This is a genomic window from Sulfurospirillum deleyianum DSM 6946 (assembly GCF_000024885.1).
GTDB lineage: Bacteria > Campylobacterota > Campylobacteria > Campylobacterales > Sulfurospirillaceae > Sulfurospirillum > Sulfurospirillum deleyianum.
The window spans coordinates 1,159,262-1,181,875 of sequence record NC_013512.1; the positions used below are offsets into that span (position 1 = coordinate 1,159,262).

The following is a 22,614-nucleotide window of genomic DNA, read 5'->3' on the forward strand; positions in this document are numbered from 1 at the left end:
GCTTTTCTTTTGCCTATAAAAGCAATTAATGTTCCAAATATTTTTACATGTAACACACTTAGGCGTAATAAGAGAGTGAACTTTTACCAAATTTTTTAGTTTTTTGCAACGTAAAAGCACCAATTACCTCAGGTAAAACAAGGGTACTCATATGCTCTATCGCAATTAAATGAACTTTCTCTTGTGGTATAGAAGCAATGAGACTCAGCACTTTTTCGTACACACTTTCCATCCCCTCACGAATCGAAAAAGGAGGATCAAAGTAGAAATAGGCTTTACATGTAAAGTGAGCAACGAGGGTTGGAAAGAGAAGAAAACTATCGCCATGTAAAGCTGTTGTATGTGTTTTATCAATGCTTTCGCAGTTTCGTTTTAATGTTGAAAAAGCAGCTTTGTCTTTTTCAATAAAATAGGCATGTTTTGCCCCACGACTGAGCGCTTCAAGCCCCATAGAACCACTTCCCCCAAAAACTTCCACAAAAAGTTCATCGACAATATCATAGTGCACCGAATCAAAAAAAGAGCCTTTTAAAATAGCCTTCGTGCTACGGGTACTCTCCAAAGAGGGAAGCAAAATCTTTTTGCCCTTGTATTTTCCTGCATTGATGGTTGAAAAAAGTGGTTTAGTTTCCATAAAATCCTCGAATCGTTTGAATCAGCTCTGTTCTAAATTTTTCAGTGAGCGCATTGATTTTTTCTTCTAAAAGATGAGTATTATTGGGTTGAGAAACCATATCATCCACACTGCTTTGTTTCATTAATAGCTCTTGAAAAAACTTATCTAATGCAATCCACAAGGTTGATTTGGCAAAAGGAACCAGAAGATTTCCCTCATTAGAACCGATGTAAAAAATAGGCTTGTCCAGCTCAATTTTTTTATCACTTATTACAAAATCGCACTGTTTATAAGGAACCACATTTTCCCCTAAAAAACTCTTCAAAGCACGACTGAGCAATAAAGACTGGCATACCAAAGCAACTTTCATAAAGCCCCTTTTTAATTTCTTTCATATTGCGAAATATAACACACACCTTCTTAATAATCAGCGTTATGCAAAGAGCGTATTAAACAAAACAAAACTTCTGTCGATTTGGTTCACAAGAAAAGGAAAGAGAATCTCAAAAGGAGGATGATGATGGATGTATTTAGCGCAACCAGCAAACAAGTTGGAACAGCAACCGCTCCTAAAGTTGCTGAAACGCCTTCGACCCAAAAAATTGAGCAGAGTGATAAAATAGCAAAAAGTAATCAAGAAATAGCAAAGCCTAGCAGTGATGTATTAAACAAAACTGTGAACGATTTGAATGAACAGATGGATAAACTTGAAACCAACATCGCTTTTGGTTTTAACGATGAAATCAGTTTAATGTATGTTAATGTAATGGAAAAAAGTACGGGAAAGAGTATCCGTAAAATTCCAACCGAAGAGGCAATGGCTCTTTCGGCGAAAATGAAAGAAATTGTAGGAATAATTTTTGATAAAAAAGGATAAACAATGGCAAGTTCTAGCTTAAGTTCATTAGGACTTGGTAGTGATGGCGTTTTAAGTTATGATGTCATTGATCAACTCAAAGAAGTAGATAAAACGGCACAAATTACGCCTATTGATACGAAAATAACAAGCAATTCAACCAAGCAGACTGACCTTTCAACGCTAACGTCACTGGCATCTACGCTTAAAGCTTCAACCAGTGCGCTTTCAGATGAAATTTCCTATTTACAGCGAACCACAACAGTTTCAAATGATGCAATCAGTGTCAGCGTGGATGGTGGTACCAATATACAAGATTTTAAAATCAATGTTTCACAACTCGCACAACAAGATATCTATCAAAGCAATGCCTATGCTGCAACGACGAGTACTTTTGCATCCGCTGAAGATACCATTAGCATTGAGTTTGACGGCACAACTTATGATTTTAGCGTTTCATCTGCGACAACACTTTCAGATTTAACAGATATGATCAACGATAAAATGGATGGTAAAGTGACCGCTTCTTTGCTTAATGTTGGAGGAAGCAATCCTTATAAATTGGTTTTAAAATCTGATGAAATGGGCGCAGACAATGCCATCACCATTCAAGCGGGAACAGCTGCGGATGCATTGGGACTCACCAACATTCAACAAGCAAAAGATGCACAATTTACTTATAATGGGGTTAGCATTACCCGTTCATCCAATACCATTGATGATTTAATGGTGGGAGTCACCCTCACACTGAATGAAGCGCAAGAAAGTACAGAATCAACACAAGTTTCTATTACGCAAGATTGGAGCGATGTCAAAGAACAACTCAATAATCTTGTGAGTGCCTACAACAATCTTATGTCAAACCTCACATCCGCTACTTCATATGACAGTTCAACAGAAACAGCGGGAGTCTTTCAAGGTGTCACCCAATTAACAACATTGAGTGCTTCACTCCGTAAAGACCTTTTAGCACTTGATGAAGAAGGCAGAAGCTTGATGGATTATGGTATCTCATTGAACTCTTCAGGCTCACTTGAATTTGACGAAGATACGTTTAATGAAAAAGTAACCAGTAACCCAGAAGATATTCAAGACTATTTTTCAGGTTCGACCAGTTATGGGACAACAACATTTCAAGGCACAAGTGTTGCATCTGACGCACTCAATATTACCTATGGTGACTTAACCATTAACGATATAGGTATTCGCTTTAGCACAACCGCTGGTGCAACAGCAGAAGAAAATGCCCTTGCCCTACAAAATGCCATTAATGCGGCGGGAATTTCAGGAGTAACGGCGAGTGTAGATACCAACAATGCCATTGTGCTCAAAAGTACCGTAGGTGAAGATATCGCTATTACAGGAAACAGCACCGCACTCACATCCTTGGGACTAAAAGCAACAACAACCTATGGCACAAGTACAACGAGTGTGGGTATTTTCTCATCACTCAATGATTTGTTAAAAACGTATACCGATAGCAGTACAGGTATTTTATCGATTTACGCAGAGTCTTTGACCACAGAAGAAACGTCTTTAACAGAGCAACGTGCTAAACTTGTAGAAAATCTCGATACGAAGTATGAAACAATGGCGAAAAAGTTTGCCGCATACGATACCTTAATTAGCAAACTGACTTCTTCATTTCAATCATTATCGTATCTTATCAACGCTGATAGCGACGATTAATCATCAAAGGAAAACTTATGTATACCAATTTAGCTTATTCGACTTATTCACAGAACAACCTCTCGATAGAGTCATCTGAAAAACTGATTAAAATGCTCTATGAAGGAATTTTGCGATTTACTTCTCAAGCTAAAAAAGCTGTTGAAGATGGGGACATTGAAAAGAGAACGTATTGGATTAATCGTACGTCTGCCATTTTCGCAGAGCTGATTCACTCTTTAAATTATGAGGGTGGAACCGTAGCCTATTATCTTCGTGGACTTTACACACAGCAGTTAAAACTTCTCACCGAAGCGAACTTACACAATGACGCTAAAAGACTCGATGAAGTCCTTAATGTCGCCAAAGAGTTATTGCAAGCATGGAAAGATGAAACCGATGAAATCGTGGATTGATGCGTTTACCGCTGCGGTTGTCATCGCAGATGAGCGTCGCATAGAAAAGCTCATTTCTACGATGCCAGAATTTGATACAAAAGAGCAGAGACTTCAAGCTTCTGCTCTCATTCAAGAAGCCTTGCGTCTCATGGAAAGTGAAAAAGCTAAAACGCTAGAAACCATGCAAAAAATCAAAAAAACACGCACCTTCCTTGCAGGTCATAAAAAAACACTTCACTACGAATACAGAGGGTAAACCACCCTCTTCTTCTGTTTTTACTTTTACATGTAAAGATTATTTTTTCACTTTTTTAAGCATCTTTACTGTTGTATCAATATACTCTATAAAATCTTGCTCAACACGAGAGAGTTCATTTTTCGTTTTTTCACTAAGCCTTTTATCAAAAGAATCGCTATAATATTCATAGCTTTTTCAAAGGAGAACTGATGCTTAAAGTCGCTATTTCTGCCTGTTTACTAGGTGAGCCGATTCGTTATGACAAGACGGGGCAGAGAGATAGATTTCTCACGGATAAGCTTGGCAAATACGCTTCGTTTATCCCCTTTTGTCCTGAGCATTTAGCCTTTGGTACACCTCGTGAGACGATACGCATTGTGCTGGAAGAGGGGCATAAAAACGTCATCACCGTCTTTTCTAAAAAGGATGTCACGGAGGCGATGCATGAGGCGATGCAAAAAGAGCTTTATAAAATTCAGCATGAGCCCATTTGTGGCATTATCTTGAAGTCAAAGTCTCCTAGTTGTGGGCTTGGCAGTACGAAGTATTACGTTGGGGAAATGGGTGAAGGCAAAAAAGATGGGCTTTTTGCGCTTACATGTAAAGAGGCTTTTGAGGATTTTCCCATCGAAGAAGAGGCACGCTTGCTTGACCCGTGGCTTCGAGAAAACTTCATCATGCAACTCTTTGCCTACCACGATGCTATGCGTTTAGAAAAACACGCACAGAGCATGAATGAGTTGGTAGCATTTCATACGGCGTATAAATTTTTACTGCAAAGCAAACATGAGGGAAACTACCGCCTTTTGGGCAAAATTGTTGCCAATCACGAGAATCAAAGCCTACAAGAACTCACACAAGAGTACATTACGCTGTTTAAAAAAACGATTGCGCATAAAAGCACCATCGCCAAAACGGTCAATGTGCTTCAACACATGGTGGGCTTTTTCAAAAAAGAGCTAACAAGCGTTGAAAAACAAGCGCTTCATCTGCAAATTGAGGAGTTTCGAGATGAGATAGTCCCACTGATTGCAGTGATGAGTACCATAGAGTTTTTAGCAAAAAAGTATGATATTCATTACTTACTTAACCAAAAATTCCTCAATCCTTATCCGAAAGATTTGGCACTGCGTTCAGTCATACAAGAGGGAAAATAGGCATGAAAAAGGTGCTTTGGTTTAGACGAGATTTACGAGTCGATGACTCGATGCTTTTAAGCGTTGAGGGCGAGGTTTTGCCCATTTTTATCTTCGATACACACATCTTAAATTCTTTGCCAAAAACTGACCGACGAGTAGCCTTTATCTTCGAGCAGGTGTTGAGTCTTAAAGCCAAACTAAAAGCCTTAGGGCTTGATTTGGCACTCTTTTATGGCACACCTTTGGAGGTTTTTTCCTATCTTAAAACCTTGGGCTTTAGCGATGTGTACGCCAGTGTGGATTACGATGCGTACGCTAAAGAGCGAGATGAAAAGGTGGGAGCCATCCTACGCTTTCATGCGCTCAATGACAGCTATCTGTTTGAGCCCACTGAAGTGCTCAAAAAAGATGGCACGCCTTATCTTGTCTTTACCCCTTTTTACAAAGCGTGTCAGCAACTTTACACACAATTTCATGTATTAAAATACACAAAAGCGACACAAAGACTCTGCGAGTTTGATTGTAGCGCACTGTGGCACATTGAAAAAGAGAGCAAAACAGCTTTACATGTAAAGATGGAAAACATAGGATTTATACCTTTACATGTAAAGCTTTTAGAGCCACACAAAGCCCTAGAAGCCTTTACATGTAAACTAGATGCATATGCGCACGATAGAGACTTTTTAGCATGTGATGCCACCTCACACCTGAGTGTGCATCTACGTTTTGGAACGATTGGCATTCGTGAAGTGGTACGCTATTTAGTGGCGCTCAAAAAACAAGGACACACCACAGAGCCCTTTTTTAGACAGCTCATTTTTCGTGAGTTTTACGCCTATTTGCTCTACCATTTTCCCCATCTTGCGTGGAAAAATTACAAGTACACCCCACCCTACGAGGAGAATCAAGAGAGTTATGAGCGTTTTATCACTGCACAAACAGGCTATCCTTTGGTGGATGCCGCCGTGCGTGAACTGTTAGAAACTGGGCTGATGCACAATCGTGCCCGTATGGTGGTTGGCTCATTTTTTACCAAACATTTACTGCTTCCATGGCAAAGGGGAGAAGCCTTTTTTGCGGAACATCTTTTGGACTATGACGCTTCAGCAAACATTCTTTCATGGCAGTGGTGTGCGGGAACGGGCATCGACCCACAGCCTTATTTTCGCATCTTTAACCCTTACGCTCAGTCACTTAAATTTGACAAAGAAGCGCTTTACATCAAACGCTTTTTGCCACAGCTAAGAGACATTCCATCATCCTTGCTTCACAAAGAGAGTTACCTTTTAAGCCACAACATTCCCCACTATCCAAAGCCTATCATCCAGCATGAAAAGGCTCGAAAGCGCTTTTTAAACGCCTTTGCACACACAACCTAATTTCGTTTACTCCGTGTTACTCAAATCGTGTTAAAATAGTGACAAAACAAAAGGAGTATTTCATGTTAAAAGAATTTCTACATGTAGGCTTAGGCGGAATGGTTGTGCTCAAAGAAAAAATCGAAGAAGAGCTAAAAGTGCTTGAAGAAAAAGGGAAAATCAGCACTAGCGATGCAAAGAGTTTTATCGAGTCTATCTCTCAAAGAGGCAAAGATGAAGATGAGCGCATCAAAGCCAAAATCAAAGAGATGATTAAAGAAGTGGTGGATGAATTAGGTCTTGCGACGAAAAGTGACATTGAGGAGCTCAAATCAAAACTCTCTTGATGTATTGGCATCTATTCAATCCCAAAAGGGTTTATGATGTTTTCTCTTTTTTGCTGAGTGTTTACCTTCTGCTCAAAAAAAAGGAGCGTCTTTTTCTTCTAAAACCCCTCTCCCCCATTGCCTTTTCACAGACGATTGTAAGGCTTGGGGCGAGTTTTATTAAACTAGCGCAAGTCCTAGCCACTCGAGCGGACTTTTTTAGTGCTCAGTATTTGGATGCGTTAAAATCCCTCCACGACCAACTGCCTCCCATGTCCAAAGCCGAGTTAAACATTGTCCTTTCTCGTGCTTTTCCTACCATGCCTTTTGAAGCTTTCAACGAGGGACCCATTGCCTCAGCGTCGATTGGGCAAGTGCATGAAGCACGTTTGGATGAGCAAAAAGTAGCCATTAAACTAAGACGTTTGGACATTGAAAAACGTGTCCGTGCAGACATACGCATTATCTCTTTTTTCAATCGACTTTTCAGACCTCTGTTTTCGCACTACACGAAAAACTCTATTGAAGCGGTGATTGTTGAGTTTTCAAAGATGATTCTTCAAGAGGTCAATATGACCACCGAGCTTCATAACCTTCAAAAATTCGCTACCATGTACGTCCGCTCAGGTATTCGTTTTCCAACGCCTTTGGAAGCGTATTGCAGTGAAGATGCTTTGGTGATGAGTTTTGAAGAGGGTTTTCGTTTTGACGATAAAGAGCGTTTGAAAAAAGAGAAGATTGATTTTAGAGCGATTATTGGAAAGCTTATCTCGTTTTATACCGAACAGATGCTCCTTCGTGGCTACTTTCATGCCGATCCTCACCCTGGAAACTTGCTTGTTACCCCAAAAGGTGAGCTAATCCTGCTTGATTTTGGTATGGTCAAATCCATCCCAAATCAAACACGCATTGCCATCATTGAGCTCTTAAAAGCTGCCAATGAGAAAGATTATGAGCTCTACATCAGTGCGAGTAAACGCTTAGGAACCGTTGCGTATGAAGCACCTGTGAGTGAATTAGCCCTTTTAAGTGAGCGTATGTTTGACATCTTTGGCAATGAAAATTTAAGCTCTGAGAGCATGCAAAAACTCGCCTTTGATGTTTTAAATTCTACCCGTGATTTACCCTTTAAACTCCCGCAAGAGGCGATTTATATTTTGCGTGTGAGTGCGATTATTGAGGGGTTGGGGACAACGTATATTGAAAATTTTAATGGGATTAAAGATATTTTGCCCATTTTACAAGACAATATTCCTAAAGCCTTAGGGGCGGATGAAGGCATTTTGGAGAGCATAATAAAAGAGTTTAAATCACTTCCCTTAACCATTCATCATGTCAAATCCTCCATCAAACAAATCAGCGATGGGGAGCTTAAAGTCGAACTCTCTCTATCCCAATTAGAGTGGCTCAAAAAAGAGTTAAAAGCCTATCTTAAACCCTTTCTTTTGGGGGCAATACTGCTCTTAAGTGCGCTTTTTACACTCACATACGACCCCTCATTAAAAGAGGTCGCACTGATTTTATTTACGCTTGGATTGGCACGTATTATTTTTTAAACGCAACCACTTCTTCAAAGCTTAAGCGGTGTTTGCTTCTTTGCTCACCCGCACGATACCCAAAAGGAATGAGCAAAGCACTTTGATACACGGATGTGTCAATCTCTAAAAGCGCATCAACTTTCTCAAACTCAAATCCCTCAATCGGACACGAATCAATTCCAATAAACGCCGCTGCGCTCATCATGTTTCCTGCTGCAATGTAGCACTGTTTCTCACTCCACATCTCGATGGTATGGTCATCTCTGCCATCAACCCAACCCTTATAAACCCCTAAAAAACCCTGATACGCCTCAGGAGCCAAACCCAAACGGCTAAGTTGTTTTTGGGTATAAACATCCCTACTTCTAACATCTTTTCTAGCCAAAATCACCAACAAATCACTGCACGTCGAAATCTGTTTTTGATTCCATGATGCTTTTTCAATCGCCTCTTTTAAGCCTTGGTTTTGCACCACAACAAATTTCCACTGCTCGACGCCAAAGGAACTAGGGCTGAGTCGTCCCACCTCTAAAATAAAGTTCAAATCTTCTGGCGAAATCCTTTTGCTGGTATCAAATAATTTACACGCATGACGATAATTCATCGCCTCTAAAAATAATTTTTTCTTATCCATCATCACTCCTTAAACTGTTTTCAAAATTATAACCCAATTTTTGTCTTATTTAATTAAATTGTGAGATTAACACATTTCATTTTGAAATATTTTAGCCTTTACATGTAAAAACACAGTATGCTTTTTGTATGAAAATGTCACCCATGGATAAACTAACCCTTTTAGCCGATAGCGCCAAATACGATGTCTCCTGCTCCTCTAGTGGCAGCGAGAACAACTATAAAACGGGTGAGCTTGGATGCACCCACAACAGCGGGATTTGCCACAGTTTTACCAGCGATGGACGGTGCATATCGCTCTTAAAAGTCTTACTCTCCAACATCTGCATTTATGACTGTGCGTACTGCATTAACCGTGTGAGCAACGACACGCCTCGCACCGCCTTTAGCCCACGAGAACTAGCGGACCTTACCATTGCTTTTTACAAACGAAATTACATTGAGGGGCTTTTTTTAAGTTCAGGCATCATTAAAAACGAAGACCATACGATGAGCCTTCTTTTGCAAACCCTGCGCATTTTACGCCATGAGTACCGCTTTAACGGCTACATTCACGTCAAACTCATTCCTGGAAGCTCCAAAGAGCTGATTCACGAAGCCACCCTTTTAGCCAATCGTGTGAGCTCCAACATTGAGCTTCCTAGTGCCAAAAGTTTGGCGCTTTTAGCACCCGATAAAAGCAAAGAAAAACTCCTCTCACCTCTTAAACACGCACGTGACATTACGTTAGAGCGTCAGAACAAACCCATTTCTATGAGCACACAGATGATTGTAGGCGCCACCAGTGAAAGTGATTTTGACATTTTAAAACTCTCCTCCTCTTTATACCAAAAGGCTCTTTTAAAGCGGGTCTATTACTCGGCGTACATTGCGGTCAATCACCATAAACATCTCCCCGTTCCTGAGCTTTGTAAACCGCCACTGCTTCGTGAGCACCGGCTTTATCAGGCCGATTGGTTACTTCGCTTTTATGGTTTTTCGTACGATGAGATTTTAAACGAAGATGAAAACCTAGATATGCAGTTTGACCCCAAAACCTTCTGGGCACTGCGCCATTTAGACTTTTTTCCCATTGACATTAACACCGCACCCAAAGAGGTGATGATTCGCATCCCTGGACTTGGCATTCGAAGTGTCCTAAAAATTTTACAAGCCAGACGTTTTAAAACACTTCATTTTGAGGATTTAAAACAACTCAAAATCTCGCTAAAAAAAGCACGCTATTTTATCGTTGCAGGAAATGATTTTCATCGTGGCTCTACCCTTTATGAAGAGAGGCTCAAACTTGCTCTCATTCATCAAGGAGGCGACATTATTCAGCCCACACTCTTTGATACCTCCATCTACACAGGAGAGCTCTAATGATACTGCTGTATGATGGGAGTTTTGAGGGGTTTTTAACGCTGGTGTATGAGGTATATTATGAAAAGCTACCGCTCACACGCATTGTTAAACAACCGTTAGATTCACTCTGTTTTGAGCGCTGTCATGAAATCTTTAGCGATGAGCAGAAAGCACAAAAAGTATTACATGCCATTAAAAAACACTTTAGCAAAGAGAGGCAACGCACCATTTTTAACATCTTCTTATGCGATACAAAAGAGCATGAAATGGCGCTTTTCGAGTACATTCGTATCGGATTTAAAAACCCAAAAGAGCTTGCAAATATCACCAATGCGCATCTTTTTTATATCCAAAATCTGGAAAAAGAACTGTTGAGTTTAGTGCATAAAATGTACGGATTTACCCGTTTTGAAGAGCTAGAAGATGGCACACTCTACGCAAAAGTTGCAAGTAAATTTAACATTTTGCCCTTTTTGGGCGAACACTTCTCCAAACGCTTAGGCAAAATCCCTTTTATTATTCACGACACAACACGCTCTTTAGCCTTTTTGAGGGATGAATCAAGCCATGAAATTCACTCCATTGTCTCCTTTGACACACCGCTTTACTCTAAAGAAGAAGTAGAGGTGAAACAGCAATGGCAACGCTTTTTTCAAGCCACCACCATTCAAAGCAGACACAATCCTAAGTTACAACGCAATCTAGTACCGCTTTTGTATCGCACCTATATGAGTGAATTTCAGACTTAAATGCTTTACATGTAAAGCATTTTGGAGAATTAGGCAAATTTTACAGACAATCAATCTAGCGATAAAAGCCCATTTCATTTTATAATACGCTAAACAAAATTAAAGGAAAACCATGGAAAATTTCACCTTTTGGAACCCGACACGCATTGAGTTTGGCAAAGATAAAGAAAAAGAGATAGGCAAACACTTAGCAAAGAATGGCATTCAAAAAGTCTTACTCACCTACGGCAGTGAGCGCATTAAACACGATGGTCTGTTTGAGAGCGTTGTGCTCAGCTTAAAATCGCATAACATTGCTTTTGTTGAATGTGGTGGCATTGTGAGCAATCCTCTGCTTTCCAAAGTGTATGAAGGCATTGAAGTCGCTAAAAGAGAAAAGGTCGATGCGATTTTATCGGTGGGTGGTGGTTCTGTGCTAGATAGCTCTAAAGCCATTGCGGCAGGGGCACTCTATGAGGGTGATGTGTGGGATTTTTTCTTAGGCAAAGCTACCATTGAAAAGGCGTTACCTATCTTTGACATCATAACCTTAGCCGCCACTGGCAGTGAGATGAACCATGGAGCGGTTATTACCAACGATGCAACACACCAAAAGTATTTTATTCAAGCACCAGCACTTTACCCAACACTCTCCATCATCAATCCTTTGCTTCAAAGCTCTGTGAGCAAGGCATATTTGGTCTATTCGGCTTCAGATGTTATTGCACACTGTATCGAGGGGTATTTTACGGCAACGACGCATCCTGTATTTATCAGTAAACAGATTGAGGCGATTATTACAACGGTGATGGAAACGACCGAAAAACTCCTTATCAATCCAGATGATTACGATGCAAGAGGCGAATTTGCGTGGGCTGCTACGTGTGCCTTAAACGGCTTAACGCATGTGGGGGTTGCAGGGGTTACATTTCCAAACCATATGATAGAACATGCCATCTCCGCCATTTGCAATGTTCCTCACGGTGCGGGACTTTCCATTATTATGCCAGCATGGATGAAGTGGTATCAAGACAAAAATGAGGCACAATTTAAGCGTTTTGCCCAAACTATTTTTGGACGTGAAAGTGCTAAAGAAGGCATTGAGGCTCTTGAGGCATGGTTTAAAAAAATTGGTACACCAACGAAATTTGCACACTGTGGCATCGAAGAAAAAAGCATTCCTGCTATTATTGAAAACGCTGTCGATAATGCGCACTATTTTGGAATGGATGAAGTGTATACGAAAGAAGTTATTGAGAAGATTCTCAAAAAAGCTTTGTAGATTTGGTAGCGGTGACATTAAATGCCACCGCTTCTATCACACGAAGCTCTTAAGAGTGTACAATAAGCAGGGACTGCTCGTGTGATTTGAGGATTTCTTGTGCCTGAACCTTAGCCATCTCCGTATAGCGATGATCTTGTCCGTTAAAGATAAGATTAACACTAAAACACCAAACACATAAAAGACCAAAAGCAAAAACTTTAAATTTCATTTTTTCCACCTTAGTTGAATTATAACTGAGCTTTCGCACCTAATTCCAATAAAAGAATAGTCTAAAAAGGCTATTCTTTCGAGCGTTTAGAAGAGTGCCATCTCCATATTGACAAATGAAAAAAGTCTGTTAAAGCCCTATATTAGGCACTTTTAGCTATAATAAAAATAAAGAATATCATCCATGAATCTTCAAGAACAGATCCTATCGGCCATAAATACAACGCTTAAAAACCCCATATATCAAACACTGCAACTCTTAAACATCAAGAGTATTTTACACCGTGCTAACTTTGTAAAGAAAAGAGAAGGCGTAGCCCCCTATCTTGTTGTATTACACTTTGTCTATATGTTGGTGATGAATAAAAAGATATCTTCGTTTATGCACCAAAGCAATGAGAGTTTTAAAAAAGACACCTACTACAGACTTTTGCAAAATAGTAGCTACAACTGGAGAAAACTTCTCTCTTTAAGCACTTTAAAAATCATCAAGCTTTTGCATAAAGTCCAAGATGCTTCGTCAATAAAAGTCTTTATTATGGATGATACGGTTGAGGGTAAAACAGGTAAATATATAGAGGGGAGTCGTGATGGACTTTGGAGCAATAAAGAGAAGCGAACCATTAGAGGGATCAATGTTGTTTCTTTGAATTATAGTGATGGTTATTCAAATTTTATGATAGATTTTGCAATGAGCATGGGAAACTATGCCCGCGTTAAAGTTGAAGAGTTTAGTACAGAACTCGATATCCGTTGCAACGCTTACAAACGAAGAATGGAGATTATGGAGGGTAAGTCTAAGATAGCATTGGCTATGGTAAAAAGAGCTGTACACAGTGGTATATACGCTGATTACTTGCTGGTTGACAGTTGGTACTCTAAACCAGCCTTTATCCAAGAGATGAACGATTTGGGTCTAAAGGTCATTTCAAGAATTGCTAACAACACTAAGATTTGGAACTTTAATGACAAAGAAAAAACACTGAATGCCATGTATGAAAAACACAAAAAGCTTAAAAATGCCAAAGTGGGAACATATGGCAAGAAGATTCGCTTTAGCTATTTTTCAACCGTTGTTGAACATAAAAATGCAGGGAAACTCAAAATTGTTTTTATTAAAACCACCGACAATCTCATCCCTATTGTCTCCACCGATTTAGAACTCAATGATGAAGAGATTATTGAGATTTATAAACGACGATGGGATATAGAACAAGGCTATAAAGAGCTCAGAGAATACTTTGGGTTTGGACAAGAAGAAAATAGAATCTATGAAGCACTGATTGCTAGAATGACACTTTCATTCTTTGCTTACAATATTGTCAGCTACATCAATAGAATCAGCCATGAGCCAAAAACCATTGGTGGATTATTTAAAGATTTGGAGTGTGAACTCTACACGCTTTCTATTGCTATGCAAGCGTTTATTGAAATAATGGACAAAATAGCACAAATTGATGAGATTGTAAAGAACAATAAGGATTTTACCAGTATAATTGCTACACTACGAAGTGCAACTCAAGAATTGCTGGGATTTAGGTGCGAAAGATGAGTTATAAAAAGAATTGTAATGAACTAAAGGTTTTTCAAAGAGTCTTTTTTACTTCTTTTATGACTTTACATGTAAAGAGTGTTGAAAAGCAATAATAAGAGCCACAAACACAGAACTAGCAAAACATAAACTTGCAAATAAAAACGTACTTTGATAGCCAAATGCATCAAAAAAAATCCCACCAATGGAAGCGCCCAATGTAATAGCGAGTTGAACAATCGCCACCATAAGCCCTCCCCCTACTTCTGCTTCATGCGGTAGTGTCTGAGCGAGCCACGTCCACCATGCAACAGGTATGGAAGTTCCTAAAAACCCCCACAAAGAGAGTAAAACAACTACCCAAAAAAATGATGAACCCATATAGGTTAAGGCAAGAGCTATCACCATCATCAAGAATGGTGTGCCAATTAAGAGGCTATAAAGCAGTGTTTTTAAAGCATGACCGATTGCGAATGTTCCTAATAAACCGCAAAGACCCATTGCCAATAAAATAAATGAAAGCACTTCAACATTAATTCCTAATACACTCTCTAAAAAAGGTCGTAAATAGGTAAAAAGCGCAAACTGCCCCATAAAGAGAAACATCGCTCCTAACATTCCCAAGCTCACATCCGTGCGTTTTAAAAGTTTTAACACATGTCTCACCGATGTTTTTTTACCATCTTCTCGTCTTGTAGCAGGCAAAGAAGGCAATGAGCGCCATTGCCATATAAAAGCAATCGCAGCCAAAGGAACAATAGTAAAAAATGCCCCTCTCCAACCAATGATACCTCCTAAAAAACTCCCCAAAGGTGCGGCAATGGTGGTTGATAGTGCGTTACCGCCATTAAGCAATGCTAACGCCTTTGGTATAGCTTTTTCAGGTACAAGCCGCATCACAACAGCGGCAGACATCGACCAAAATCCACCGATACATGCACCCAATAACGCGCGACCGACCATAAGAACCGTTGCATTGGGAGCAAAAGAGACTACAATGCCCGATATGCCCATCAAAAATGTAAAAAAGAGTAAAACCTTACGACGATTTGCATGCCCTATCCATGATGTCAGCCATAAACTGGTGATGAGCGCAAAAAGCCCTGAAATAGCAATGGACTGCCCTGTAAACCCTTCGCTCATATGCAGATCTGTTGCAATGGGCGTGAGAAGGCTCACGGGCATGAATTCGGATGCGACTAAGACCATAGCACACAACGACATCGCCCAAACAGCGCTCCAAAGAGGTGTTGCATCGTTCTTGTGTACATGGGTACGGGTATGTTTCATAAATAGCCTTTTTCATTAAAAATTTACATTTGTATTGAATGTTATGTGAAGGTAAAACAAGTGTAGAAGTTTTGTTAAATGTACATGTTAGGCTAGGAGTTTGTTACCCTAGCCTAAAAAAGATTAGTTTTTGGAAAAATACTGCTCATCACTTACTGGCTCTAACCACTCCACATTTTTTCCATGTTCATCGGCTCCTGTCACCACTAAATGCGTCATAGCAATCTCTTTAGAGGCACCATGCCAGTGTTTAACACCTACTGGAATCCAAACAACATCACCCGCTTTGATGATCTGCATAGGCTCGCCCCACGTTTGATAATACCCAACCCCTGAGGTCACGATAATATGCTGTCCCGCAGGATGAACATGCCAATTTGTTCTAGCACGAGGTTCAAACGTCACATGGGCACCGCTATGCGTTTTTGTATTGCTTTGTGGATAGAGCATATCGACTCTGACATCGCCTGTAAAATAGTTTTTATACTCGGATTGTTTCACATCAATCGACGCTCGTGACTCTACTTTAGAAATGGTTTGCATTGTTTTTTCTCCCTCTTGCGCAAAAATATGTGTACTCAAACACACACCGATTAATCCTAAAAGAACATATCGTTTCATCGTTACTCCTACTATGCTTTTATTTCAAATTCGTTTTAAAGAAAGCATCAAGTTTGTCAAACGGAATTTTTTCTACTTTGTCATACAAATCCACATGAACGGTATTGGGGATGATCATCAGCTCTTTAGGCTCATTGGCCGCTTTGTAGGCATCTTCACTAAAATAGCGTGAGTGTGCATTCTCCCCTGCGATGATAAGCAATGGACGTGGAGAAATCTCTTTGATATAACTCATCAGTGGCATATTCATAAACGACAGTGCGTTGGTGGCACTCCATGCCCCATTGGAATTAAGCGAACGTACATGAAATCCACGAGAGGTTCGATAATAATCAAAATACTCTTTAACAAATTGCGGTTCATCCCCCTTTAGTGTCTCAGGCAATATACGACCACCCAAAGTTGGCGTTCCTTTTTTGGCATCTTCCCAGCGTTGCAAACTGAGTGTTTCAAGTAATTTTGTGCGCTCTTCAAGACTCATTGCATCAAAGTAACCTTTAGACATTACCCGAGACATATCGTACATACTGGTTACCGCAACGGCTTTAACTCGTTTATCAATGGCAGTGGCATTTAAACCCATGCCTCCAAAACCACAAATACCGATAATACCCATGCGATTTTTATCAACAAAGGTTTGAATCCCTAGATAATCCACCGCCGCACTAAAATCTTCGGTGTTAATATCAGGCGAAGAGACATTGCGTGGCTCGCCTCCACTCTCCCCTGTAAAAGAAGGGTCAAACGCTAGTGTGACAAAGCCTCGCTCAGCCATAATTTGCGCATAAAGTCCTGATGATTGCTCTTTAACCGCTCCATATGCACCCGAAATCGCTAAGGCAGGAGAAGGTGTTTTGAGATGTTTAGGCATATACACATCACCAACAAGGGTAATGCCATAACGGTTTTTAAAACTCACTTTTTGGTGTTCTACGTTTTGACTCTTTGGGAATGTTTTATCCCATACTTTTGTCACGACCATGCCTCCTTGGGGTTGCAAAGAGGCTTCTTTTGTATTGGTAGCCAGTGCGTCAACACTCACTGCTACCAATCCCGCACCAACCAATGCGCTTTTTTTCATAAAATCACGTCTTGATGCCTTCATTTGGTTATTCATAATGAACTCCTCTTCCTAAAATGTTTCGAAGTCATTATAAAAAAAATCTGTTTTTACCCCTAGACCAATTCTTTATAACAGATGCCTATTTCTCCAAAAAATGCAAATTACGCATGCAAATGCTTAAGATGTTCCTTAGGAGGCATACCAAACATACGGGAATATTCCCTGCTAAACTGTGAAGGACTTTCATAACCAACCAAAAACGCCACTTCTGAGATGTCGATATTGCGAACGCTGAGCATTTTTTTAGCCTCTTCAAGGCGAAGTTTCTTTTGAAATTGCAGTGGGGAGAGAGAGGTGATGGTTTTAAAATTCTGATACAAATGTGACTCACTCATATCAATACGCCTAGCAAGTTCAGCCATGTTCAGTTTTTCACTAAAATTATGTTTGATTTCAGAAATGGCTTTAACGATTTTATTGGAAGTCGTTCCTTCCATCGCAAATTTAGTGAGAAAGTAACCACTCTTCTCGTTAATCAGCGTGTATAAAATCTCTTTCATAATCAATGGCGAGAGAAAAGCAATCTCTTCATTGGAGCGTTCAAGTAACTTTACCAGCCGTAAAATAGGTTCGTAAAGCTTTACATGTAAGGTATCAAAAAAGAGTCCTTTCTCTGATTTTTGCTGAACTTTAAGTTTGTTAGCATCAACATTTTTAAGTACCTCATAGATGGCTTCCAAACTAAACGTAAGGGTCAACCCTCGATAAGGCTTTTGCGTAGAGGCTTCGATGATTTTAACATCCGCAGGAATATGCGTTGAGGCTAAAAGGTACTCATTTTCCCGATAGTGATACATCTGATGTCCAAATCCCACCGCTTTTGAACCTTGAAGAATAATACAAAGGGATGGCTCATAAACAATACTTTTAAATTCATTGGGAGAAGAAGCTAGGAAAAAACTAAGCGCTGAAATCTTACTTTGCACCATCTCATCGCTTTTGGGGTATAACCTTTCAATCACGTCAATGATGTCTAAACGACACTTTTCCATCGCTTCATTCATCCAAATTCCTTTCATTATCGTTTACATGTAACTGTAGATTATAGAGAGAAATGCGCTTTTAAGCTAGATAAATTCTCCAAAAAACATGCCTAATTCTACAATGTTCTAAGAAAAAAATGAAGCAGTAAAGCCTCTTGCTATGATACAAGAAGCTTTACATATAAAGGTTAAAGAGCAGAGGTTTCTTTACTAAAACGCTCTGTATCAAAGCCACCACCTAAGGCTTTATACAAAGAGACACCTGAGCTTAAAAGCTCTTGTTTGACTTGAATAAGCGCTAGCTGGGCGGAGAGGTAGTTACGTTTCGCATCTAAGAGCGCTAAATAATCTCCATACCCTGCCTCATACTGTCGCTTACTCAGCACAAACACTTGTGCCATGCTATCCAGATAGGCTTTTTGGTGTTCAAGCTTGGTGCTTAAAATATGACGGGTATTAAGCGCATCATAACTCTCTTGAAACGCTTTTTGAACCGTTTGAGCATAGCTAATCTCTGCTAATTCTTTATTGGCTTTGGCACTCTCAACGCTTGAGCTGGTTTTTCCCATGTTAAACAGAGGTGATGCCACGCTTCCCCCAAAGTTATGCATGGCTGAGCGAGAACTGACCAAATTGGAAAGCTGTGTACTCTCATAGCCTAAAACGCCCGAGAGGCTAATGCTAGGAAAATACGCCGCTCTGGCAACCCCAATGTTCGCATTCGCCGCTTTGAGGTTTTCTTCAGCCTGTTTAATGTCAGGACGATTGTTTAAGAGTTCTGATGGCAAGGAGGAAGGCACGGCAATGTCCTGAGGAAGCACTCTAGGCAAACTGTTTTTGGCAAATTCCGCAATCGCTTTAGGTGACTTTCCTACCAATACCGCCAACGCACTTTGTTGTGTCACGATGGACTGCTCTAGGCTGTCTTTATTGATTTGCGCACTGCGGAGCTCCGCTTCTTCTTGTAAAAGGGTCGCTTTGGTGATGGAGCCTGCTTGGTACTGAACACGATAACGCTTCAAGCCCTCTTCTCGTGCCGTGATGGTTTCCTTCACAATATCAAGCTGTTCATTGAGGCTAACAAGCGTAAAATATCCATCCGCCACACTGGCAATCAAAGCGATTTTCACCGTCTCTTTGGCGGCATAACTGGCAATTAAAGAGGCTCTTGCAGAGGCTTCTGCTTCTTTGTATTTTCCCCACAAATCAAGCTCATAACTCAAAACGGCACTCAGCCCAAAAGTGTTATAGGTGTTGTGCGTGGTTGAGCTAAAGGTATCTGCACTGCTACGATACTTTCTTCCACTTCCCTCCACATCAAGGCTTGGGTAGCGATTGGACGTATTGCTAGAGAGTGTGGCACGGGCAAGTGAGATGTTTGCCATAGAGGTTTGAAGGTCATAGTTATTTGCCAATGCCTCCTCAATAAGCGCACTTAATTTTTCATCGCCATAGGCTTTCCACCACTGCATGAGCGTTGTGCTGCTTGGCGTTGAAGCCACCGCTTCATAGCGCTCTGGAAACTGTGTTGTGGGGATGTTTAGCTCTGGAGAGAGTGAACACCCAGCAAAAATGAATGCTGATAATGAGAGGGCATAGATATTACGCATCATGACGCTCTCCTTTTTTAGAAAATTTTGCATTGAGTCTAGCTAAAGCGTTGTAAAACAGGGGAATAAAGAAAATCGCAATGGTTGTTGCGGCAATCATCCCTCCAATAACACCCGTACCAATCGCATGACGACTCCCTGCACCTGCACCTGAGCTTAAAGCCAGTGGTAAAACACCAATGGTAAAGGCTAAAGAGGTCATAACAATCGGGCGGAAACGAAGACGTGCCGCTTCAAGCGTCGCATCAAAAATAGACTTGCCTCTCTCTTGAGCTTGCATCGCAAACTCAACAATTAAGATGGCATTTTTTGCTGAAAGTCCAATCAAGACCAAAAGCCCGATTTGGAAGTAAATGTCATTACTTAACCCTCGTAAATAAACCGCCATAATCGCTCCAAATACCGCAAACGGAACCGCTGTTACAACGGCAAGTGGCATGAGCCACCTTTCATACTGCGCCGCTAAAATCAAGAAGATAAAAATGATACCAAAAATGAAGGCTTGGCTTCCACTGCCTGACATCGCTTTTTCTTGGTAAGACGTTCCCGCCCACGCAGTTGCGTATCCCTCAGGAGCTACTTCCTTAACTACCTCTTCAATGGCTTTGAGTGCATCACCAGAGGTATATCCAGGTTTAGGTTCACCCTCAATTTTGGCTGCAGCAAAGACGTTAAAACGCTCAATCACATCGCCACCGACACTTCGCTCGTAACTCACTAACGAACTTAAAGGAATCAATTTACCCGTACTGGATTTAACAAACACATGTTTTAAATCCTCAGGTTTTTCTCTAAAATCAGCCTCAGATTGGACATTGACCTGATAGGTTCTACCAAAGAGGTTAAAGTCATTCACATAGTACGCACCAAAGGTTGCTTGCATGGTTTTAAACGCATCATCAATCGAAACGCCTAAAGCTTTGGCTTTTTCTCTATCCAAATTCACTTTATACTGAGGAATTTTCATATTGAGTGAATTTCTAACCCTTGCAAGTTCTGGTCTTTGATTCGCTTTTGCCACGATTTGATCCGCGATATCACCTAGTGCCTCTAGTGAACCGCCTGTTCTATCTTGCAAGTACATCTCAAAACCACCTGAGATACTAAGCCCCATAATCGGTGGAGGGTTGAGTGCAAAAATGGTCGCATCAGAGACACCAAAAAGGGCTCCATTGAGCGCACCACTGATGGCTTCTGAGTGCTGATTGGGGGCTTTTCGCTCACTCCAATCTTTGAGTGGTAAAAAGGTGGTTGCCGCATTGGTTTTTGCCGCACCGCTTAAAAGGTCAAAGCCTGAAATAGAGATGTTATAAGCAATTTCTGGCATTTGATTGGTAATGTCACTCACCTGCGCACTGACCGCTTGCGTACGGTGCAAGGAAGAAGCAGGAGGCAGAGCTGTCACCGCAATCAAATAGCCTTTATCTTCCATAGGCACAAGAGAACTTGGCACTTTTTGAAAGAGTCCATAGGTCATTCCCATCAGCACTGCAAAAACAATCACACTAATCACACTATGACGTACCACTAAACTAACACCACTCGTGAACCAGTTGGTTGAGGCATCAAAAAATTCATTAAATTTTCTAACAAACCAAAACGGTTTTGGCTCTTTTTTGCTCAGAAAAATCGCACACAAAGCAGGAGTTAATGTCAATGCGACCATACCTGAGATAATCACGGAAATAACAATGGTAATAGCGAATTGTTGGTACATTTGCCCCGTAAACCCACCCATAAACGATACAGGAATAAAGACCGCACACAAAACAAGCACAATCGCCACAACAGGACCTGTAACCTCTTGCATCGCCTTAATGGTAGCCTCTTTTACACTTATCTCTTTTTCAGAGTGTAAAATCCGCTCCACGTTTTCAATGACGATAATCGCGTCATCCACAACAATACCAATGGCTAAAACCAACCCAAAGAGCGTCAGAAGGTTAATGGAATAGCCTAAAGCATACATTCCCGCAAACGTTCCGATGATGGAAACAGGAATCGCCAAAACAGGAATAATCGTTGCACGCATATTTTGCAAGAAAAGATAGACAATCGCAATAACGAGCAAAAGCGCTTCCACAAACGTTTTTACGACTTCATTGACTGAAATTTGGATAAATTTAGTCGTATCATAAGGTGTTCGATACTCCATATTTTCAGGAAAAGACTTCGATAATCTCTCCATCGCCTCATCCACTCGCTTAGCGGTATCAAGCGCATTCGCACCTGATTGCAAATAGATACCAATAGGTACCATCGTTTGCCCATTTAAAGTAGATGTCACATCGTAGGATTCAGCACCCAATTCCAAACGTGCTACATCTTTTAAGCGAAGGGTTGAGCCATCTTTGTTTGATTTTAAAATAATTTTCTCAAACTCTTCCACTTTGTCAAAACGTCCTTGCGTGGTCACGGTAAACGTATACGCTTGAGAGGTTTTAGAAGGTGATTGGTTAAAACGACCCGTTGCGAACTGCGCATTTTGCTCGGAGATGGCATTGATGACATCGGTGGGTGTGAGATTGTATTTTGCCAGCTGGTCAGGTTTCATCCAAACACGCATGGAGTAGTTTTGATTGCCAAACAAAGAAGCATTACCCACGCCCTCAACCCTTTTAAGCTCATCAATGACGTTAATGAGCGCATAGTTAGCCATGTAAATTTCATCATAACTGTTATTGGGTGAGATAATCGAGATAACTTTTAAAATGGTCGAAGACTGCTTGGTGACCGTCACACCTTGCGCTTGAACTTCGCTTGGAAGCTTGTTAAGGGCGGCTTGGACACGGTTATTGACGTTAATGGTCGCTTGATCAGGATCAGTTCCAATTTTAAAGTAAACATTAATGCTTAATGAGCCTGTTGAAGAAGCCGTTGAAGACATATAAATCATATCTTCCACACCATTAATTTGCTGCTCTAGTGGGGCTGCTACGGTTTTAGAGATGGTCTCCGCACTCGCACCCGCATAAGTTGCCTCAACGCTTACTTGCGGAGGGGTTACCTCAGGATACTCCTCAATGGGCAACGCCCGAATACTCATCAAACCCGCAATAATCACAACTATCGAAAGGACGGTTGCAAAAATAGGTCTGTTGATAAAGAATTTTGAAAACATA

The 22,614-nt window shown here is 40.7% G+C and carries 22 protein-coding genes; 12 read left to right on the forward strand and 10 right to left on the reverse strand.

From position 1 onward, the window contains the following. Positions 1-58 precede the first annotated feature (58 nt). Both rsmD and SDEL_RS05825 read right to left on the reverse strand, forming a co-directional pair. The gene (gene rsmD, locus SDEL_RS05820; protein WP_012856925.1) at positions 59-634 is read right to left on the reverse strand and encodes a 16S rRNA (guanine(966)-N(2))-methyltransferase RsmD; all 576 of its coding nucleotides are present in this window, start codon (positions 632-634) and stop codon (positions 59-61) included. Next, complete coding sequence (locus tag SDEL_RS05825; RefSeq protein ID WP_012856926.1) at positions 624-986, reverse strand: hypothetical protein; 363 nt, start codon at positions 984-986, stop codon at positions 624-626. The genes rsmD and SDEL_RS05825 overlap by 11 nt, the downstream gene beginning before the upstream one ends. 147 nt (positions 987-1,133) lie before the next feature. Here SDEL_RS05825 and SDEL_RS05830 point away from each other — a divergent pair, with 147 nt between their 5' ends. From SDEL_RS05830 to SDEL_RS05865, 8 genes are all read left to right on the forward strand, one after another. After that, positions 1,134-1,493: a flagellar protein FlaG gene (locus tag SDEL_RS05830; RefSeq protein WP_223295809.1), complete on the forward strand. Its 360-nt coding sequence runs from the start codon at positions 1,134-1,136 to the stop codon at positions 1,491-1,493. A 3-nt stretch (positions 1,494-1,496) separates the two neighbouring features. Next, on the forward strand, positions 1,497-3,161 hold the full coding sequence (gene fliD / locus SDEL_RS05835) for a flagellar filament capping protein FliD (RefSeq protein WP_012856928.1): 1,665 nt from the start codon (positions 1,497-1,499) through the stop codon (positions 3,159-3,161). Positions 3,162-3,178: 17 nt separating this feature from the next. Beyond that, positions 3,179-3,556 carry a flagellar export chaperone FliS gene (gene fliS / locus SDEL_RS05840; protein WP_012856929.1) on the forward strand — a complete coding sequence of 126 codons (378 nt, stop codon included), beginning with the start codon at positions 3,179-3,181 and terminating at the stop codon, positions 3,554-3,556. Continuing rightward, positions 3,540-3,794, forward strand: coding sequence for a hypothetical protein (locus SDEL_RS05845; protein WP_012856930.1), 255 nt, complete (start codon positions 3,540-3,542; stop codon positions 3,792-3,794). Before fliS ends, SDEL_RS05845 begins: the two co-directional genes overlap by 17 nt. Positions 3,795-3,985: 191 nt before the next feature. Further along, positions 3,986-4,933 carry a YbgA family protein gene (locus SDEL_RS05850; RefSeq protein ID WP_012856931.1) on the forward strand — a complete coding sequence of 316 codons (948 nt, stop codon included), beginning with the start codon at positions 3,986-3,988 and terminating at the stop codon, positions 4,931-4,933. Between the two features lie 2 nt (positions 4,934-4,935). Next, positions 4,936-6,294: a cryptochrome/photolyase family protein gene (locus SDEL_RS05855; protein WP_012856932.1), complete on the forward strand. Its 1,359-nt coding sequence runs from the start codon at positions 4,936-4,938 to the stop codon at positions 6,292-6,294. Between the two features lie 62 nt (positions 6,295-6,356). Beyond that, positions 6,357-6,620 (forward strand): hypothetical protein, encoded by a 264-nt coding sequence (locus SDEL_RS05860; RefSeq protein ID WP_012856933.1) that lies wholly within the window; start codon positions 6,357-6,359, stop codon positions 6,618-6,620. Next, on the forward strand, positions 6,620-8,155 hold the full coding sequence (locus SDEL_RS05865; protein ID WP_012856934.1) for an ABC1 kinase family protein: 1,536 nt from the start codon (positions 6,620-6,622) through the stop codon (positions 8,153-8,155). The genes SDEL_RS05860 and SDEL_RS05865 overlap by 1 nt, the downstream gene beginning before the upstream one ends. On the opposite strand, the gene SDEL_RS05870 is transcribed toward SDEL_RS05865, so the two are convergent. Then, a complete protein-coding gene (locus SDEL_RS05870) occupies positions 8,145-8,771 on the reverse strand; it encodes an NAD(P)H-dependent oxidoreductase (RefSeq protein ID WP_012856935.1) in 627 nt (208 codons plus the stop codon). The two genes, SDEL_RS05865 and SDEL_RS05870, sit on opposite strands and share 11 nt — an antisense overlap. Positions 8,772-8,914: 143 nt before the next feature. Here SDEL_RS05870 and SDEL_RS05875 point away from each other — a divergent pair, with 143 nt between their 5' ends. The 3 genes from SDEL_RS05875 to SDEL_RS05885 all read left to right on the forward strand — a co-directional run bounded on the left by SDEL_RS05875 (position 8,915) and on the right by SDEL_RS05885 (position 12,124). After that, positions 8,915-10,132 carry a putative DNA modification/repair radical SAM protein gene (locus SDEL_RS05875; protein ID WP_012856936.1) on the forward strand — a complete coding sequence of 406 codons (1,218 nt, stop codon included), beginning with the start codon at positions 8,915-8,917 and terminating at the stop codon, positions 10,130-10,132. Next, positions 10,132-10,863 (forward strand): TIGR03915 family putative DNA repair protein, encoded by a 732-nt coding sequence (locus SDEL_RS05880; RefSeq protein WP_012856937.1) that lies wholly within the window; start codon positions 10,132-10,134, stop codon positions 10,861-10,863. Before SDEL_RS05875 ends, SDEL_RS05880 begins: the two co-directional genes overlap by 1 nt. Positions 10,864-10,975: 112 nt before the next feature. Continuing rightward, positions 10,976-12,124, forward strand: a complete 1,149-nt coding sequence (locus tag SDEL_RS05885; protein WP_012856938.1) for an iron-containing alcohol dehydrogenase — start codon at positions 10,976-10,978, stop codon at positions 12,122-12,124. Between the two features lie 49 nt (positions 12,125-12,173). Here the strand turns inward: SDEL_RS05885 and SDEL_RS12130 are convergent, their stop codons facing one another. Then, positions 12,174-12,335, reverse strand: coding sequence for a hypothetical protein (locus SDEL_RS12130; protein ID WP_012856939.1), 162 nt, complete (start codon positions 12,333-12,335; stop codon positions 12,174-12,176). A gap of 183 nt (positions 12,336-12,518) precedes the next feature. Here SDEL_RS12130 and SDEL_RS05890 point away from each other — a divergent pair, with 183 nt between their 5' ends. Next, a complete protein-coding gene (locus tag SDEL_RS05890; RefSeq protein ID WP_012856485.1) occupies positions 12,519-13,886 on the forward strand; it encodes an IS4 family transposase in 1,368 nt (455 codons plus the stop codon). A 57-nt stretch (positions 13,887-13,943) separates the two neighbouring features. Here SDEL_RS05890 and SDEL_RS05895 read toward each other — a convergent pair whose 3' ends face one another. From SDEL_RS05895 to SDEL_RS05920, 6 genes are all read right to left on the reverse strand, one after another. Then, complete coding sequence (locus tag SDEL_RS05895; RefSeq protein WP_012856940.1) at positions 13,944-15,155, reverse strand: MFS transporter; 1,212 nt, start codon at positions 15,153-15,155, stop codon at positions 13,944-13,946. Between the two features lie 123 nt (positions 15,156-15,278). Continuing rightward, positions 15,279-15,776: a (R)-mandelonitrile lyase gene (locus tag SDEL_RS05900; RefSeq protein ID WP_012856941.1), complete on the reverse strand. Its 498-nt coding sequence runs from the start codon at positions 15,774-15,776 to the stop codon at positions 15,279-15,281. Between the two features lie 19 nt (positions 15,777-15,795). After that, positions 15,796-16,893 (reverse strand): alpha/beta hydrolase, encoded by a 1,098-nt coding sequence (locus SDEL_RS05905; RefSeq protein ID WP_012856942.1) that lies wholly within the window; start codon positions 16,891-16,893, stop codon positions 15,796-15,798. A gap of 107 nt (positions 16,894-17,000) precedes the next feature. Next, on the reverse strand, positions 17,001-17,903 hold the full coding sequence (locus SDEL_RS05910; RefSeq protein ID WP_012856943.1) for an AraC family transcriptional regulator: 903 nt from the start codon (positions 17,901-17,903) through the stop codon (positions 17,001-17,003). A 167-nt stretch (positions 17,904-18,070) separates the two neighbouring features. Further along, positions 18,071-19,495 carry an efflux transporter outer membrane subunit gene (locus SDEL_RS05915; protein WP_041666315.1) on the reverse strand — a complete coding sequence of 475 codons (1,425 nt, stop codon included), beginning with the start codon at positions 19,493-19,495 and terminating at the stop codon, positions 18,071-18,073. Beyond that, positions 19,485-22,613 (reverse strand): efflux RND transporter permease subunit, encoded by a 3,129-nt coding sequence (locus SDEL_RS05920; RefSeq protein WP_012856945.1) that lies wholly within the window; start codon positions 22,611-22,613, stop codon positions 19,485-19,487. The genes SDEL_RS05915 and SDEL_RS05920 overlap by 11 nt, the downstream gene beginning before the upstream one ends. Position 22,614: the final 1 nt, after the last annotated feature.

Bases quoted from the DNA above. Each gene is read 5' to 3' on its own strand.
- rsmD (WP_012856925.1), bottom strand. From the start codon at position 634: ATGGAAACTAAACCACTTTTTTCAACCATCAATGCAGGAAAATACAAG.
- SDEL_RS05825 (WP_012856926.1), bottom strand. From the start codon at position 986: ATGAAAGTTGCTTTGGTATGCCAGTCTTTATTGCTCAGTCGTGCTTTG.
- SDEL_RS05830 (WP_223295809.1), top strand. From the start codon at position 1,134: ATGATGGATGTATTTAGCGCAACCAGCAAACAAGTTGGAACAGCAACC.
- fliD (WP_012856928.1), top strand. From the start codon at position 1,497: ATGGCAAGTTCTAGCTTAAGTTCATTAGGACTTGGTAGTGATGGCGTT.
- fliS (WP_012856929.1), top strand. From the start codon at position 3,179: ATGTATACCAATTTAGCTTATTCGACTTATTCACAGAACAACCTCTCG.
- SDEL_RS05845 (WP_012856930.1), top strand. From the start codon at position 3,540: ATGAAATCGTGGATTGATGCGTTTACCGCTGCGGTTGTCATCGCAGAT.
- SDEL_RS05850 (WP_012856931.1), top strand. From the start codon at position 3,986: ATGCTTAAAGTCGCTATTTCTGCCTGTTTACTAGGTGAGCCGATTCGT.
- SDEL_RS05855 (WP_012856932.1), top strand. From the start codon at position 4,936: ATGAAAAAGGTGCTTTGGTTTAGACGAGATTTACGAGTCGATGACTCG.
- SDEL_RS05860 (WP_012856933.1), top strand. From the start codon at position 6,357: ATGTTAAAAGAATTTCTACATGTAGGCTTAGGCGGAATGGTTGTGCTC.
- SDEL_RS05865 (WP_012856934.1), top strand. From the start codon at position 6,620: ATGTATTGGCATCTATTCAATCCCAAAAGGGTTTATGATGTTTTCTCT.
- SDEL_RS05870 (WP_012856935.1), bottom strand. From the start codon at position 8,771: ATGGATAAGAAAAAATTATTTTTAGAGGCGATGAATTATCGTCATGCG.
- SDEL_RS05875 (WP_012856936.1), top strand. From the start codon at position 8,915: ATGGATAAACTAACCCTTTTAGCCGATAGCGCCAAATACGATGTCTCC.
- SDEL_RS05880 (WP_012856937.1), top strand. From the start codon at position 10,132: ATGATACTGCTGTATGATGGGAGTTTTGAGGGGTTTTTAACGCTGGTG.
- SDEL_RS05885 (WP_012856938.1), top strand. From the start codon at position 10,976: ATGGAAAATTTCACCTTTTGGAACCCGACACGCATTGAGTTTGGCAAA.
- SDEL_RS12130 (WP_012856939.1), bottom strand. From the start codon at position 12,335: ATGAAATTTAAAGTTTTTGCTTTTGGTCTTTTATGTGTTTGGTGTTTT.
- SDEL_RS05890 (WP_012856485.1), top strand. From the start codon at position 12,519: ATGAATCTTCAAGAACAGATCCTATCGGCCATAAATACAACGCTTAAA.
- SDEL_RS05895 (WP_012856940.1), bottom strand. From the start codon at position 15,155: ATGAAACATACCCGTACCCATGTACACAAGAACGATGCAACACCTCTT.
- SDEL_RS05900 (WP_012856941.1), bottom strand. From the start codon at position 15,776: ATGAAACGATATGTTCTTTTAGGATTAATCGGTGTGTGTTTGAGTACA.
- SDEL_RS05905 (WP_012856942.1), bottom strand. From the start codon at position 16,893: ATGAATAACCAAATGAAGGCATCAAGACGTGATTTTATGAAAAAAAGC.
- SDEL_RS05910 (WP_012856943.1), bottom strand. From the start codon at position 17,903: ATGAATGAAGCGATGGAAAAGTGTCGTTTAGACATCATTGACGTGATT.
- SDEL_RS05915 (WP_041666315.1), bottom strand. From the start codon at position 19,495: ATGATGCGTAATATCTATGCCCTCTCATTATCAGCATTCATTTTTGCT.
- SDEL_RS05920 (WP_012856945.1), bottom strand. From the start codon at position 22,613: ATGTTTTCAAAATTCTTTATCAACAGACCTATTTTTGCAACCGTCCTT.